At 66.2% G+C, this 14,920-nt stretch carries 15 protein-coding genes; 3 read left to right on the forward strand and 12 right to left on the reverse strand.

The window, feature by feature from the left end; genetic code table 11:
• Positions 1 to 8: 8 nt before the first annotated feature.
• Positions 9 to 1,262, reverse strand: coding sequence for a sarcosine oxidase subunit beta family protein (locus tag QNJ67_00475; GenBank protein ID MDJ0607423.1), 1,254 nt, complete (start codon positions 1,260 to 1,262; stop codon positions 9 to 11).
• 255 nt (positions 1,263 to 1,517) lie between these two features.
• Between QNJ67_00475 and QNJ67_00480 the strand changes: the two genes are divergently transcribed.
• Both QNJ67_00480 and QNJ67_00485 read left to right on the forward strand, forming a co-directional pair.
• A complete protein-coding gene (locus tag QNJ67_00480; GenBank protein ID MDJ0607424.1) occupies positions 1,518 to 2,528 on the forward strand; it encodes a GlxA family transcriptional regulator in 1,011 nt (336 codons plus the stop codon).
• Positions 2,529 to 2,571: 43 nt separating this feature from the next.
• Positions 2,572 to 3,723 carry a hypothetical protein gene (locus tag QNJ67_00485; GenBank protein MDJ0607425.1) on the forward strand — a complete coding sequence of 384 codons (1,152 nt, stop codon included), beginning with the start codon at positions 2,572 to 2,574 and terminating at the stop codon, positions 3,721 to 3,723.
• A gap of 136 nt (positions 3,724 to 3,859) precedes the next feature.
• Here QNJ67_00485 and QNJ67_00490 read toward each other — a convergent pair whose 3' ends face one another.
• The 4 genes from QNJ67_00490 to QNJ67_00505 all read right to left on the reverse strand — a co-directional run bounded on the left by QNJ67_00490 (position 3,860) and on the right by QNJ67_00505 (position 6,661).
• The gene (locus QNJ67_00490) at positions 3,860 to 4,213 is read right to left on the reverse strand and encodes a glycine zipper domain-containing protein (protein MDJ0607426.1); all 354 of its coding nucleotides are present in this window, start codon (positions 4,211 to 4,213) and stop codon (positions 3,860 to 3,862) included.
• 54 nt (positions 4,214 to 4,267) lie between these two features.
• Positions 4,268 to 4,672 carry a Rap1a/Tai family immunity protein gene (locus QNJ67_00495; GenBank protein ID MDJ0607427.1) on the reverse strand — a complete coding sequence of 135 codons (405 nt, stop codon included), beginning with the start codon at positions 4,670 to 4,672 and terminating at the stop codon, positions 4,268 to 4,270.
• A gap of 256 nt (positions 4,673 to 4,928) precedes the next feature.
• Positions 4,929 to 6,104, reverse strand: a complete 1,176-nt coding sequence (locus tag QNJ67_00500) for a hypothetical protein (GenBank protein MDJ0607428.1) — start codon at positions 6,102 to 6,104, stop codon at positions 4,929 to 4,931.
• Entirely contained in the window at positions 6,101 to 6,661 is a 561-nt protein-coding gene (locus tag QNJ67_00505) for an HD domain-containing protein (GenBank protein MDJ0607429.1), read from the reverse strand. Before QNJ67_00505 ends, QNJ67_00500 begins: the two co-directional genes overlap by 4 nt.
• Positions 6,662 to 6,823: 162 nt before the next feature.
• Between QNJ67_00505 and QNJ67_00510 the strand changes: the two genes are divergently transcribed.
• Entirely contained in the window at positions 6,824 to 7,051 is a 228-nt protein-coding gene (locus QNJ67_00510; protein ID MDJ0607430.1) for a hypothetical protein, read from the forward strand.
• Positions 7,052 to 7,174: 123 nt separating this feature from the next.
• On the opposite strand, the gene QNJ67_00515 is transcribed toward QNJ67_00510, so the two are convergent.
• From QNJ67_00515 to QNJ67_00545, 7 genes are all read right to left on the reverse strand, one after another.
• Positions 7,175 to 8,821 (reverse strand): ABC transporter substrate-binding protein, encoded by a 1,647-nt coding sequence (locus tag QNJ67_00515; protein MDJ0607431.1) that lies wholly within the window; start codon positions 8,819 to 8,821, stop codon positions 7,175 to 7,177.
• A 249-nt stretch (positions 8,822 to 9,070) separates the two neighbouring features.
• Positions 9,071 to 11,128 carry an ASKHA domain-containing protein gene (locus QNJ67_00520; GenBank protein ID MDJ0607432.1) on the reverse strand — a complete coding sequence of 686 codons (2,058 nt, stop codon included), beginning with the start codon at positions 11,126 to 11,128 and terminating at the stop codon, positions 9,071 to 9,073.
• 6 nt (positions 11,129 to 11,134) lie between these two features.
• Complete coding sequence (locus QNJ67_00525; GenBank protein ID MDJ0607433.1) at positions 11,135 to 12,046, reverse strand: methyltetrahydrofolate cobalamin methyltransferase; 912 nt, start codon at positions 12,044 to 12,046, stop codon at positions 11,135 to 11,137.
• Between the two features lie 139 nt (positions 12,047 to 12,185).
• Positions 12,186 to 13,127, reverse strand: a complete 942-nt coding sequence (locus QNJ67_00530; GenBank protein MDJ0607434.1) for a methylenetetrahydrofolate reductase — start codon at positions 13,125 to 13,127, stop codon at positions 12,186 to 12,188.
• 27 nt (positions 13,128 to 13,154) lie between these two features.
• Positions 13,155 to 13,457, reverse strand: a complete 303-nt coding sequence (locus QNJ67_00535; protein MDJ0607435.1) for a virulence factor — start codon at positions 13,455 to 13,457, stop codon at positions 13,155 to 13,157.
• 38 nt (positions 13,458 to 13,495) lie between these two features.
• Positions 13,496 to 14,137, reverse strand: a complete 642-nt coding sequence (locus QNJ67_00540; GenBank protein ID MDJ0607436.1) for a DUF1638 domain-containing protein — start codon at positions 14,135 to 14,137, stop codon at positions 13,496 to 13,498.
• A 26-nt stretch (positions 14,138 to 14,163) separates the two neighbouring features.
• Positions 14,164 to 14,865, reverse strand: coding sequence for a B12-binding domain-containing protein (locus QNJ67_00545; protein ID MDJ0607437.1), 702 nt, complete (start codon positions 14,863 to 14,865; stop codon positions 14,164 to 14,166).
• Positions 14,866 to 14,920 lie beyond the last annotated feature (55 nt).

Here is a 14,920-nt window from a genome sequence, read left to right on the forward strand (position 1 = left end):
CGGACTGCTCAGTGGGCCACAGCAGCGGCGCCGTGCTCGTCGATCAGGTAGCCGCCGGTGAAGCGATCCAGGCTGAAGGCGGCGTTGAGCGGGTGCGGCTCGTCCTTGGCGATGGTGTGGGCGAACACCCAGCCGGAGCCCGGCGTCGCCTTGAAGCCGCCGGTGCCCCAGCCGCAGTTGATGAAAATGCCGTCGACCGGGGTCTTGGATATGATCGCGCTCGCGTCGGGGCAGGTGTCCACGATGCCGCCCCACTGGCGCAGCATGCGCATGCGGCGGAACAGGGGGAAGAGCTCGCAGATCGCGGCCAGGGTCTCCTCGGTAACGGTCAGGCTGCCGCGCTGGCCGTAGCCGACGTAGTGGTCGACCCCGGCGCCGATCACCAGCTCGCCCTTGTCGGACTGGCTGATGTAGGCGTGGATCGCGCCCGACATGACGACGCAGTCGATCACCGGCTTGACCGGCTCGGAAACCAGGGCCTGCAGCGGCAGGACGTGAACCGGCAGGCGGAAGCCGGCCATCTCCGCCAACACCGCCGAATGGCCGGCGACCACGATGGCGACCTTCTTGGCCTCGATCCTGCCCCTGGCGGTCTCGACCGCCCGCACCCGGCCGTTCTCCACCTCGATACCGGTGACCGGGCAGTTCTGGATGATGTCGACGCCGCGGGCATCGGCCGCGCGGGCGTAGCCCCAGGCCACCGCGTCGTGGCGCGCCGTGCCTCCGCGCCGTTGCAGCGAGGCGCCGAGCACCGGGTAGCGGCCCTTCGCCCTGAGGTCGATCGGCGGGCAGAACGCCTTGACCTGTTGGGCATCGAGGAACTCTGAGTCGACGCCGTTGAGGCGGTTGGCGTTGACCCGGCGCGAGATCTCCCTGAGATCGTGCTGGTTGTGCGCGAGGTTGAGCACGCCGCGCTGGCTAAACATGACGTTGTAGTTCAGCTCCTGGCTCAGACCTTCCCACAGCTTCAGCGCGTGCTCATAGAGCGCCGCGCTCTCGTCCCAGAGATAGTTGGAGCGGACGATGGTGGTATTGCGCCCGGTGTTGCCGCCGCCCAGCCAGCCCCGCTCGATCACCGCCACGTCGGTGATCCCGTGCTCCTTGGCGAGGTAGTAGGCCGTGGCCAGCCCGTGGCCGCCGCCGCCGATAATGACCACGTCGTAGGCCGCCTTGGGCTCGGGCGCGCGCCAGGCCTCGGGCCAATCTTCGTGATAATTCAGAGCGTTACGCGCCAGGCTGAAGATCGAATACCGGGACTTCATCCGCGCCCTTGTCCTTCCCCTAGATGCCGCGCCAAGGGCGCCTTCCCGCAAAGCAATGCCACGCGACGACCGACGCGGCAACCGCTTGCGTACCATATCAGGCTTCCTGGCGGTCGCTCAAAAAGCGTCATGTGCCCTGATCAGGCTTGCGATTCCCCGCCAGGATTTTTTCCGTTAGCGACAGGCTGATTCTTGTGCCAAAGTCTTGGTATGTCCCGGAAAATTGGGCGGGGACGGGGGCGAGGCTGATTGACCATGCTGGGTTCACCTGTGAAGGAGCTGCCGTTCAAGGTCGCCTTCGTGCTGGTGCCGCGATTCTCCATGATCGCCTTCGGCTCGGCCGTCGAAGCCATGCGCCTCGCCAACCGAGCGAGCGGCGAGGAACTCTACCGCTGGCGGCTCTACAGTTCGGACGGCGGGCCCGTGACCGCCTCGAACGGCATCATGCTGCAGCCCGACGGCGCGCTCGACGACCGGGTGCAGTGCGACGTGGTGGCGGTCTGCGGCGGCCTCGACATCCACCGCCTGGAAGACAAGCCGCTGCTCTCCTGGCTGCGCCGCGCCGGGCGACGTGGAATCGATATCGGGGCGCTGTGCACCGGCAGCCATGTGCTGGCCCGGGCCGGCCTGCTCGACGGCTATCGCTGCACCATTCACTGGGAGAACCTGGCGAGCTTCTCGGAGAACTATCCCGAGCTGGAGTTGACCTCCGAGCTCTTCGAGATTGACCGCAACCGCTTCACCTGTTCCGGCGGGACCGCGGCGATCGATCTCATGCTCAATGTCATCGCCATGCAGCACGGCCACGAGCTGGCGGTCGCCGTGGCCGACCAGTTCATGCACGAGCGCATCCGCGACCGGCACGACCACCAGCGCATGTCCCTGCCGGCGCGCCTCGGGGTGCGCCATCCGAAGCTGCTCTCGGTGATTGATCAGATGAACGAGAACCTCGAGGAACCGCTGCCCCGGAGCTTACTGGCCAAGAGCGCCGGGCTATCGACCCGGCAGCTCGAACGCCTGTTCCGCAAGTACATGAATCGCTCGCCGGCCCGCTACTATCTCGAGCTCCGACTCAACAAGGCGCGTCTGCTCCTGCTGCAGACCGACATGTCGGTGATCGACGTGGCGCTGGCTTGCGGCTTTGTCTCGGCGTCGCACTTCTCGAAGTGTTACCGCGATTTCTTCGGCCGAACGCCGCGTCGGGAACGGGGGCTGCCAACGGTCTCCGAGACGAAGCCCGAGCTGGCTGGCATGGCGGCCCAGTAACGGCCGGTTTCCCCGAATAGGCGGCATAGCGACGAGGGGGCCCGTGAGCGAAGCGAGCGCCGGCGCCGGGGAGCGGCCCTTCCGCTTCTTCGACAACCGGGAGAAGTACCTCCAGTTCGTCACGACCTGCGGCGAAAAGTGGGCGATCGCCCGGCGGGTCGGCGGCGAGCTCGCGAGCCTGCGGCCGAGCCCTCCGGCGCTTCGCGTGTTTGACGCCGGCATGGGCGATGGCACCGTCTTGACGGACGTCCTGCGACAGCTGCACGAGCGCTTTCCGACCGTGCCCTTTCTGGTGGTCGGCAAGGAGATCTCGGTCGAAGACGTCCGCATGACCTTGGAGAAGCTGCCGGATCGCTTCGCGGAGCATCCTCAGATGGTCGTGGCCGTGACCAACCTGCATTACCGCGAGGCCCCGCACCTGCGTCCCGAATCGAAGGCGAAGCAGGCAACCCTGCAGTGGCGTGAGGTCGCGCTGGAGGGCGGCAGCGCCCACGAGTTCGATGCCCAGATTACCGAGCTACAGCCGCTGCTGGTCGACTGGTGGCAGGTGCGCAACAGCGAGAAGACCGGCAACCCGCTCTACGTGACGCCCTCGGTCCTGATTCTCTATCGCGCCGACCGGAAGTTCCAACTCGACGGCATCGTGCCCCAGAAGGGCGGCGATGGGGGCAACTACGACCTGGTCATCGCGGCGCAGCCCTACCGGACCCGCACCCCGGCAGAGACCAAGTCACGGCTGGTGCTCGAGCCCCTGGCGCGGGCCCTGGCGCCGGCGGGGCGCATGGTGGTGATCCAGTCGACCGGCCAGGACCCCGGCATGGAGATCATCCGTGGCGTGTGGCCGGACGAGAGCCCGTTCCGCACGCCGGCGCCCATGGTCATGAGAGCGCTTGGTGAGCAGCTGCGCCGCTCCGCGCCCGGGCGCAGCTTCGCCATCGAGCCGGACAACCACACGCTGTTCCGCTACGGTCTGCACTCCCGGTCCGAGGAGCTGGCCGAGCCGATCCAGATGTCGATCCTCTTGACCGCCTGGAACGCCGCGGTCTACGTCGCCCAGATCGACGACCTTCAACTCGCCGAGGCCATGACCTCCGGCAGATACCTCGAGGCGACCCGCGAGGTCCTCTCGCGCCATGGCGGCCTCTGGTTCATCGACGAGTCCTTCGTCGTCGAAGGCGGTGCCTTCGGGGACTAGAGCAGATCGCAACCAAAACTTCGCGGCGACGGATGTCGTGCCGGTGCAAAAAAAAGGCCTGGGTACTACCCAGGCCACGTAATGAGAACCGGGGCTGTTACACCCCAGAAACATCGAGACGCTTGTTGAGGGTCTTCTATTGGTTCTGCTGCTGCCGCAACTCCTCGTTCTCGCGGCGCAGCCGCTCGTTCTCCGCGTCGCTGTCTTTCCGCTTCTCGTGCTGATCGTAGACGTAGCCGCCAACACCGCCTGCGGCCGCGCCCACGCCCGCGCCGATCGCCGCGCCCATCCCGGGAGACCCTGCCATGGCCCCGAAGAGGGCGCCGCCCGCGGCGCCGACGGCTGCTCCGGCTCCCACTCCCTTCGCCGTCCGTTCCTGGGTCTCGGACATCTCGCAACCGCCGAGAACCAGCGCGAACACCACCAGGAGAGGCGCCGTCCAGCGCGCCATCTGAACCAGACCGAATTCGACGGTTCTTGCCTTCAACACCGCATGCATTTCATCGCTCCATCGTTTCCAGGATCACATCCAATGCCAACGCTTCTACTTTTTGCACGGCCACTGCTCGGCCAGAGCGGTCACGATCGTCCGCATAGCCCGCCATTCCGAGGTCTGGGGGTTCGACTTGGCGAAGGCGACGAAGATGTCAACCGCCTCGCTAATCGTTGCCTTGGGCGGCGCGCAGACAATCGGGTTGTAGGATTCGACCGCGACCAAACCATTGTGATAGGCGCCGCCGCCCGCGAAGAAGCCGTAACAGAAGCTGAGCGCTTCGAGGTAGTCGCTATGCCCGCTCTGTATCGTGCAGATATTGACGAGACTTGCCGTCGTTCTCGTTTCGAAGTCTCCAAGGTCGTAGCCCGCGATCTTTGCCGACTGGCCGAACGCCGGCGAGAAGATTGCGACGCTTGCCCACAGAAGGGCGGCTAGGACCGATCTCTTGTACATGGCTCAACTCCCTATCTGTTTCATTGTCTTACTGACGTCTGCTCATCGTCTTCCGCCCGGGAAAACTCGTCTGATGACAAGGTACCGCCGCTCGTATCATGCACCCAGTGGCGGGAGGTTGACGTGGGTCAAAGGTGACAGGTCGACGGCCCGTACAATGCCACGACTGGAACTGCAACTGAAGAGCAACGTGACCCCGGCGCCGACCCGCCCGGATATGGAACTGCGAATTGGACCCGAGGAAACATGATCGGCTTTACGTCCGCTTTTCCGGCCTGGTCACGACCAGGCATTCGTTCTTGAACCAGAGGCCGTCGTTGGCTTGGAGAACCTTCTGCGTGGCGCGCAGATAGCCGTCCTGCGACATGGCTTCGGTCAGGCGCGCATCGTCGATCTGCGCGACATAGGTGGCGGCGTTCCAGGCGGCCAGCAGGGTCGATGTGCCGATCGCGGAGTCGAGCTCGTCGGGGTTGAGCTGCAGGCGGTAGAAGAACTTCGCCGCGTCGTCCGAGAGGGCGGGAAATCGGAAGCCGCGCGCGTCCTTGCCCAGCGCCCTGCGCAGCGCTTCGAGCAGGCTGCGCCGCGGGGTGGGGAAGGGCGCGGCGTCGGGCCAGACCTCATGCACGATCTCCATGCCCGGGTCCTCGCCGGTCGACTGCACCACCAGCATCCTGCCGCCGGGCGCCAACGCCCGCGCGAGCGGCGCCAGGAGGCAGCGGGCCTTGGTCTCGGCGGGAAGGCGGCTGCGGTAGGGCTGCGCGGCCAGAATCAGATCGTAGGCCCAGGCCGCCCCCGTCTTTCTCGGGACGATGCGGTCCAGGGCGAAGCTCTGGTCCTTGCGATAGAGGACCAGGACGCTCGGCCTGGTCGCGGTCCGCTCTTCCTCGGCGCAGTCCTCCATCTCCTGCCAGGCCCGGTTGATGAAACCGGCCTCTCGGTTGAGTTGCGCCGCGAAGCCGTAGGCCGAGGTTCCCTCGAGGGCGACCTCGCGCCAGTGGGTGGCATCGGACCCGATCCCGACATCGGGATCGATCGCGGCGGCCTCGGTGTAGCGGGTATTGGTGATCACCATCACCAGGGCCGGGTGTTCGCGGAAGCGGTCCGCCAGCGTACGGACCGCCAGGCGCACGAACTCGGCGCTGTTCTCCTTGACCACCACGAAGAAGGGTGCGTTGGGCCATCGCAGGTGCAGGTGGCGCAGGGCAAGGTTGAGCAGCGTGCCTTCACCGGCACCGGCCTGAAAGATCCTGAGCGCCGGCGGCTTGGGCGAGAGCTGCTCGAGCTCCAGGCCGGCGCGCTCGGCGATCTTGCGCTTCTCGCTGGTCGTGGTCGCGAAGAGCAGATACTTGCCCCGGTTATCGAAGAACCGGAAGGGTTCCCGGACGCTCTTGGCCGGTCCGCCGCCGCGCCCGGGGTCCGACACCCCGCTCAAGCCGCGTAGCGCGGTTCGCGGGCCAGGATCTTGCGCACCATCGGCTCGAAGGCCTCGAGCGGCAGGGTGTCGTAGGCCGGGTCGAAGGAAGTCTGATCCCAGCGTTCGCAGAAGTCCGCGGTCACCTCGAAGGCCGGGTGGCCGCGGTAGCGGTCGCGCGCGTTGCGGTCCTGGTCGTAATGGTGGAAGTAATAGTAGCCCTGGAACAGGCCGTGGTGCTTCAACAGCCAATAGTTGGTCTCGCTGACGTAGGGCTTGAGGGCGGCTGCCGCGGCCTCGCTGTGATTGTCCGGGGCGATCACGTCGCCGATGTCGTGCAGCAGGGCGACCACCTGCATCTCCTCGTCCGCCCCGTCGCGTCGCGCCCGGGTGGCGGTCTGTAGCGAATGCTGGTAGCGGTCGATCTTGAAGCCCAGAGTCTCGCCGCGCATGGCCTTCAGCAGGTTCAGGATGTTGTCGGCGTGGGTCGCCGCCTTGTGGCGCGCTAGGGCCGCGTCTATCAGCGCGTAGTCCTCGCGGGTTCCCTGATCCATCCGAATGAAGCTGACGGTGTCCATGGCGTTCCTCCTTCGCTGGGGGCGGCGTCCCAGTTTTCAGGTAAACACCAAACGGCCGGCGAATGCTACGGCATTCGAACGCAGGGCACCGGGGATGGCCCGCGTCTTTTCCCCGTAATTTAAGAAACATCAATGACTTGTCAGATAGGGAGCGTGACCGCCATGAGGCCCACGATCATCAAGCTCGCCGTTCCGGCCCTCGCCATGGGCGTTCTGCTGGCCCTTCCCGGATGCCACTATCATCACCGCTACGGCTATCACGGCTATCACGGCTATCATGGCCATCACGCCGGCCACGGCCATAACAGCTCGCAGGACTCAGACAGCAGGAAGAAGGCCGACGTCAGGAAAAAGGAGCGCCGGCAAGACCGCAGGGAGGGCCGCTACTGACCGCCTGGTAGAAGACGCCTCTCCGGCGCGAAAAGAAAAGGGGCGCCCGGCCTTTCCGGTCGGAGCGCCCGAATTTTCCGCCTCGAGATGCGCTTTTTGGCACCGCTTCCCGAGGTTCGACTCCTACGACTCGATGCCGAGCGTGTTGCCGAAGATGTAGTCGGTCGGGTGCTGCTTCCAGCCCTTGACCTTCTCGTTCATCACGCTGAACACGGCGCGCCAGATCGGCTGAACGATCGGGCCGTCCTCCTGCATGATCATCTCGAGTTCCTTGATCAGGAGCTTGCGCTCCTCCACGTCCAAAGTGCCTTCGGCCTTGGTCAGGATCTCGTCGAACTTCGGGTTGGCGTAGTTGGATTCGTTCCACGGCACCCCGCTGCGATAGGCGAGGCTGAGCACCATGAAGCCGAGCGGCCGGTGGGTCCACGAGGTGAAGCCGAAGGGCACCTTGTCCCAGTTGTCCCAGAACTGCGCCGAGGGCATCACGTTGATGTCGACCCGGATGCCGGCTTCCTTCCACTGCTCGACCATCGCCTGGACGGCGGTCAGTTCCCAGGAAGGATCCTGCTTGCAGGCGATCTCGATTTTGATGCCGTCGCTGTGGCCGGCGTCCGCGAGCAGCTTCTTGGCCGCCGCCACGTCCCGCTTCATCTCCGGCAAGGGGAAGTAGTCGGGATGGATCGGGCTTACGTGATGGTGCTCGGCCGGCTTGCCCAGGCCGCGGTGCGCGATCTGCAGGATCGAGTTCGGATCGACCGCGAGGCGCATGGCCTTGCGGACCCGCGGATCCTTGAACTGGTCGCGGTCGACCTGGACGCGGGCCACGGCAGTCTGGGCCGTGTCCGCTTGGTGGATGACGGCGCCCGGGATGCCCTTGAAGACGTCGAGCTGGGAGATGTCGCCCTGATAGATGCCGTGCACCTGACGCGACGCCAGCGCGCCGATCGCGGCCGAGGGGTCGTCGCCCAGATCGATGAAGGTCAGTTGGTCGAGGAAGGGACCCTCGCCCCAGTATTCTGACCGGGCCCGCAGGATCGACTTCTCGCCGACACGGTGCTCGACCAGCTCGAAGGCCTCGGTGCCGTTGGAGCCGACGCCGAATTTGCCGCCTTCCTCCGGATCGACGATGATCATGGGATAGTGGAAGAGGTGCTCCGGCACCGCCACCTGCGGCGCCTTGAGGTTCAGCCGCAGCGTGTGGGGATCGACGACCTCGATGGCATTGGCGTCCCAGAGCACCGTCTTCCCGTCGGCGCCCTCGTTCAGCATGTAGCCTTTCATCAGGCCGACCACGGAGGAGCCGGTCTCGGGATCGAGCGCGTGCCTCAGGTTCCAGGCGGCGTCCTCGGCCGTGAACTGGCGGCCGTTGTGCCACTTGACGTCCTTGCGGGTTCTGAGCGTCCAGGTCTTCAGGTCGTCGCTGACCTCCCAGCTCTCGGCCAGATAGGGCCGCGTGACGTTGTCGTGGCCGGTCTGAGTCAGGTAGCCGCAGACCTGGCGCGCGATGTTCGAGTCGGTGACCCAATCGAAGGTGTGCGGGTCGTTCACCTCGAGCACGCGCATGGAGATCTTCAGGTTGCCGCCCTTGGGCATCGCGGCTTTTGCCGGGGCCACGAAGTGCTGGCCCGTCACCTTGCCGACGAAGGCGTAGGCGGCGCTCGCCGACAAACCAAGCAAGGTCGAGTAGCGCAGAAACTCGCGGCGGTCGATCGTCCCCTCGACTAGCTGTTCCTTGAGCTTCGGGATGTGCGGATGTTGTCTTTCACTCATTTGGAACCTCCCTGATGTTCAATGCGGTGAATGGTCTCGGGGCCGACGCATTGTTTCGTGGCCCTGCGGCTTTCCCGGAGTTTCAAGCATCTTGACCAAATGGCGGCGGATGTAAAGGCCGTCCATCGGCCATGACTCCGGAAGAGTAGTAGTCAGGCCAAGTCTTTAGCCTCATGACTGTCGCTCTTTTTCTCCGAAGCCTTTCCGCACCAGTTCTTGATTTGGTCTCCATTATTCCGGAGCGGCTTCTCAATGCGCGTCCTCGCTCACGGCCGACGTGCGTTCGCTCCGGCGGCGGCGGCGGCGCGGTCCCTTTTCCGGGTCGGCCGACGCCGGCGCCGGGCGCGCGGGCAGCTGCACAGCGTGGCTCAGGTTCGGATAGGGGGCGCTCGCATGGGGGATGCCCATGGCCTCGACGAAATGCGCCTGGAACTTGGGCTCGACCGCGGTCTCCACCTTCTCGACCTGGCGCACCACCCGCTCGATCTCGTCCCGGGCCTTCTGGTTGAGCAGGGCGATTCGGGCGCCGGTTCCCGCAGCGTTGCCGGCCGCGTAGACCTTGGCGAGGTCGCAGTCGGGAATCATGCCGAGAATCATCGCGTACTTGACGTCGATATGGCTGCCGAACGCGCCGGCCAGGACAATCCGGTCGACGGAATCGATCTCCAGGTGGTCCATCAGCAGGCGCGCGCCGGCGTAGAGCGCCGCCTTGGCCAACTGGATGGCGCGGACGTCGTTCTGGGTGATCCTCAGTTCCGGCTCGCCCTCGCGAATCAGGTAGGTGAAGGTGCGCCCGTCGGGCTGGACCCGCGGCGAGCGGGCGGCAGCCGCACCGTCGATGGTGCCGTCGCTGGCCAGGATGCCGGTCAGGTACATCTCGGCCAGGGCCTCGATGATCCCGGAGCCGCAGACGCCGGTGATACCGGTTTTCGAGGTAGTCTCGGCGAATCCTGGCTCGTCGGACCAGAGGTCGCTGCCGATCACCTTGTAGCGGGGCTCGAGCGTCTTGGGATCGATACGAAGGCGCTCGATGGCGCCCGGCGCCGCCCTCTGGCCGCAGGAGATCTGCGCCCCCTCGAAGGCCGGCCCGGTCGGCGAGGAGGCGGCCAGCAGGCGCCGCTTGCTGCCCAGAACGATCTCGGCGTTGGTGCCGACGTCGACCACCAGGGTGATCTCGTCCGACAGGTGCGGCGATTCCGAGAGGATCACGCCGGCGGTATCGGCGCCGACGTGACCGGCGATGCAGGGCAGGACGTAGACCCGGGCATTGCGGCTGATGTCCAGGTCCAGTTCCTTGCCCCAAAGGGTAATGCCGGAATTGGCCGCCAGCGCGAAGGGCGCGCCGCCCAGTTCGGTCGGGTCGATCCCAAGCAGCAGGTGGTGCATGATCGGATTGCCGACGAAGGTCGCGTTAAGGATCTCGTTCCTGTCGATCGCGGCCTCTTCGGCGACCTCGCAGACCAGCGTGTTGATGGCCTCGCGCACCGCCCGGGTCATGTCCTGCTCGCCGCCGGGGTTCATCATTACGTAGGAGACCCGGCTCATCAGGTCCTCGCCGAAGCGGATCTGCGGGTTCATGATTCCTGAGGAGGCCAGGACCTCGCCGGTCGAGAGGCGGCACAGGTGGGCCGCGATCGTGGTCGAGCCGACGTCGATCGCCAGGCCGTAGGCGCGGTCGTGGAAGCCGGGCCAGATCTGCGTGATGACCTGCGCGCGGTGCACCGCGACCGTGACCTTCCAGGCGCCAGCGCGCAGCGCGCCTTGCAGCGACTGGAGAATGTGCAAGTCGCATTCCAGCCCGGTCAGTTCCCACTGCTCCTTGAGCGCCTTCAGCAGGCGCTCGAGATCGCCGCTCGGGTTGTGCATGTCCGGCTCCTCCACCTCGACGTAGTGGAGACGGATCGCCGGATCGAGCTCGATGTCGCGCACCTCCGCGCGTTTGCGGACGACCTGCTTGTGCACCTGGCTGTCGGGCGGCACGTCTATCACCATGTCGCCCTGGAGCAGCGCCTGGCAGGACAGGCGACGGCCCGCCCCGAGGCCCTTGCGCGATCCGTAGCGGGCCTCGACCTCGTTGAAGTCGCTGAGATGTTCTGAACGGCTGACGATGCCGTGCTTGGCGAACTCGCCGAGGCTCGGACTGACCTGACAGCGGCCGCAGATGCCGCGGCCGCCGCACACCGAGTCCACGTCGACACCGAGGCTGCGCGCGGCCTTGAGAAGGGGAGTTCCCTTGGGAAATCGGCCGCGCCGGCCCGAGGGTGTGAAGACGACGAGAGCGTCCCCGCTGGCCGCTTCCTGGGTCACGTCCGGCTATCCTCGCCGGCGGCGACGCTCCCGCCGAGCGCGCGCGCCGGTCCCGTCGTCGATCGCCGCAGGCGCCGGCTGGCGGAACTTGGTCAGCCAGCGCTTGCAGTTGAGATCGACGCCGTTCATCACGTCCGCCGCCATGATAGCGGTCATCTCTTCCTCGTGCATGGGATTCATGATCGCCGAGGTCATCCCCGCACCGGCGGCCATGGCCAGGAATGTGCCGTTCAGGGCGTGGCGGTTCGGCAGGCCGAAGCTGATGTTTGACGCACCGCAGGTCGTGTTGACGCCAAGCTCCTCGCGCAGGCGGCGGATCAGGCGGAACGCCGCCTTGCCGGCGTTGCCCAGCGCCCCGATCGGCATGACCAGCGGGTCGACCACCACGTCTGCCGCGGGAATTCCGTAGTCCTGGGCCCGTTCGACGATCTTCTTGGCGACCTCGTAGCGCACGTCGGGATCCTCGGAGATGCCGGTCTCGTCGTTCGAGATCGCGACGACCGCGGCGTCGTACTTCTTGACCAGCGGCAGCACGACCTCGAGCCGTTCCTCTTCGCCGGTCACAGAGTTGACCAGAGCCTTGCCCTGGTAGACCTCGAGACCACGCTCCAGGGCCTCGACGATCGAGGAGTCGATCGACAGGGGCACGTCGACCAGGGACTGCACCAGCTTGATCGATTCCGCGAGGATTGCCGGCTCGTCGGCCAGGGGAATGCCGGCGTTCACGTCGAGCATCTTGGCGCCGGCCGCGACCTGGGCGAGCGCGTCGGACTCGACGGTCGAGTAGTCGCCGGCCGCCATCTCCGCGGCCAGCTTCTTGCGGCCGGTCGGATTGATCCGTTCGCCGATGACACAGAAGGGCTCGTCGAAGCCGATGGCGATCTCTTTTTTGTGCGAGCTGACGACGGTGCGGGTCATGGCAGGCCGGTCTCCTTCATCCACGGCGGGTCCCCGGCCGGGGCCGCAGGTTCCAGGCCGCGAGCTTGACGCCGGAGCGAGGCGTCAGGCTGGCGCAGGCGCGACCTGGACTGGCCGATCCGCGCAGCGGCGCCGGCGCTCACGGGATTTCCCGGTCCACGGCGAAGCCTTTGCCGTCCCGGCGCAGGGTAAACTCGCCGTCATGGACGGCGTAGGCCCAGGCCGCCGAGCGGCGGAGGCCGCCCAGGGGATAGAAGTGGGCGCGGCGAATGCCGCAGTCCGGATCGAGCGCGCGGTAGCGGGCGAGGTCGAGCAGCAGGCGGTCTGGCGCGTTCACGGTCATCAGCTTTGAGATGTTGCGCGCCTGACGTGTCAGGAAGCGCATCGAGGGACCGATTCCGCAGGCCTTGGCGTGGTTGATCAGCGTCTTCAAGGTGGCCAGGCCCGGCACGCCGATATGGATCGGCAGGCGGTTGCCGGCGGCGCTCAGAGCGCGGTCCCAGGCGATGATCGGCGCCGCCTCGAAACAAAACTGCGTGGCGATGTAGAGTTCCGCGTCGCTGCGCTCGGCGAAGGCGTTCTTCCAGGCAATCGCGGCCTCCAGCTCCCGGTCCGGGATATCGGGGCTGCCTTCCGGATGGCCGGCGACACCGATCTTGCAAATGCCGTGCTTGTCGAAGAGGCCGGTCTCGAGCACCTCCATCGAGCTGGAGAACTCGCCGATCGGCTGGTCGACCGCGCCGCCCAGGGCGACCACCTCGGTCACGCCGACCTCGTCGCGCAGCCGGCGCAGCCAGGTGTCCAGGTGGGACCGGCTGGGCACCGAACGGGCGGCGATGTGAGGCGCCGGCTCGAAGCCTTCGGTGCGCAGGCGCGCGGCGGTCTCGATAGTGGTCTCGAAGTCGGACCCCGGCAGGAAGGTAACGGCGACCGTGGTTCCCGGCCGCAGATGCTCCCGGTAGTCGGGGATCTTGAGCGCCGAGCCCGGGGTCGTCTCGATCGTGAACCCGGCCATGAAATCGACGATCTGGGACTTCGACACCGCGCCCGACTCGACAACGGTGGTTTCACTGGCAGCCATGGCGCTCTCCCCAAGTGTCCACAGACCCTAGTCCGCTTCGCGGCCGTGGTTCGACACCAGGCCCCTCAACCGCTCGTCACTATACTCTTGCTCGAAGCGCGCGGCAGAGGCTTCGGCCTCGGCCTCCAGATCGTCTCCGCAGTCAACGGGATCCGCCCGCCGCCATTCGCCCAGATAGGAATCCGTGTCGCGCAGGTTTGCCTTCATGGCCGCCCGGTCGACTGCTTTTTCGAAGCGTTCGCTGAGCTGGCGCTTGGCTGCCTTGCGGCCGGCCTTAACGATGACCTGCGCCGGGATGTCCCGCCAATAGACGACGATCAACTGTGCCATGCCCTCCGTCCCCTCGAGTCCTCTCCTGCCCGCAGCTGTCAGACGCTCGGGTCGGTTGTCCCGCCGGCGCGGCTCGCCTGGGCGACGAAATCGCCCAGGCCGCCGTAGCCCGTGTGAATCTCCCGGTAGGCCAGACCGAGCCGCTCCGCCGCTTGCTTGGCCTTGGCCTGCAGGGCCGGGCTCTCGGTCTGCGCCAGGTAGACAAGGGTGGTGTAGTTGCCGAAGTAGAGAGGCTGCAAGTCCGGATGGCGGTCCAGTCCCAGTCCCTCGATAATCAAGCGGTCGAAGTGCCGGGCCAGATAGTCGGTCAGGTAGAAGCAGGTGGGGTCCCGCTCGGCTTCGGACAGAAAGGCCTCGACGCCGGCGTAGAAGGCGTAGCAGTGCGGGCCCTCGATGCGCTCCACGCCTTCCTCCTCCAGCACGCGGTCGAGCAGGCCTCCGCTGCCGCAATCGCCGTAGAGCACGAAGATGTTGTCGTAGGTGTCCCTGGCTTCGCTGATCTTGCCGCGCACACCCTCAGGGATCTTCTCCGGCCGATTGTGCCAGCTCGCCGGCAGACAGGTCACGTTGATGTGGGACCAGCCGTTGATCTGGATCAGGTCGACGATTTCCCGGGCCAGGGCGCCGCAAGCGATCAGCAAGGTTCGCGGCGCCGCGCCGCGCGGGTCGGACTCCGCCATGTCTGGGACTCCCGCTGGCGCCGCGCCTACTGCGCGGCGGCCTTGCTGCCCTGGTTGTGCCGGCGTGCGACGAACTCCTTCGCCGTTTCCACCGCGACCGCGGCGTCCCGGCAGTAGGCGTCGGCGCCGATCGCCTCGGCGAAGGCCTCGTTCAAGGGCGCGCCGCCGACCAGGACGATGTAGTCGTCGCGGATGCCTTTTTCCTTCATCGTGTCGATGACCACCTTCATGTAGGGCATGGTCGTGGTCAGCAGGGCCGACATGCCGAGGATGTTCGGCTTGTGCTCGTCGAGCGCGTCCAGGTAGTTCTCGACCGGATTATTGATGCCGAGGTCGATGACCTCGAAGCCGGCGCCCTCCATCATCATCCCGACCAGGTTCTTGCCGATGTCGTGGATGTCGCCCTTGACCGTGCCGATCACCATCTTGCCGACCTGCTCGGCGCCGGTCTCGGCGAGCAGCGGACGCAGGATCGTCATGCCGCCCTTCATCGCGTTGGCCGCCAGGAGCACTTCGGGGACGAAGAGAATGCCGTCGCGGAAATCGATGCCGACGATCCGCATGCCCTCGACCAGCACTTCGGTCAGGATCCTATAGGGTGGCCAGCCGCGCTCCAGGAAGATGTGGACACCCTCTTCGATCTCCTCCTTGAGACCGTCGTAGAGGTCGTCCTGCATCTGCTTGTTGAGCTCGTCGTCGTCGAGCGTGCGAAGGTCCAAATCGTCCATGTCCGACATGGCTCGTCCCCGGCAAGAGCGCGCAGCATCGACTGCGCAAGACCTG

The sequence above is a fragment of the Kiloniellales bacterium genome, assembly GCA_030064845.1.
Lineage (GTDB): Bacteria > Pseudomonadota > Alphaproteobacteria > Kiloniellales > JAKSDN01 > JASJEC01.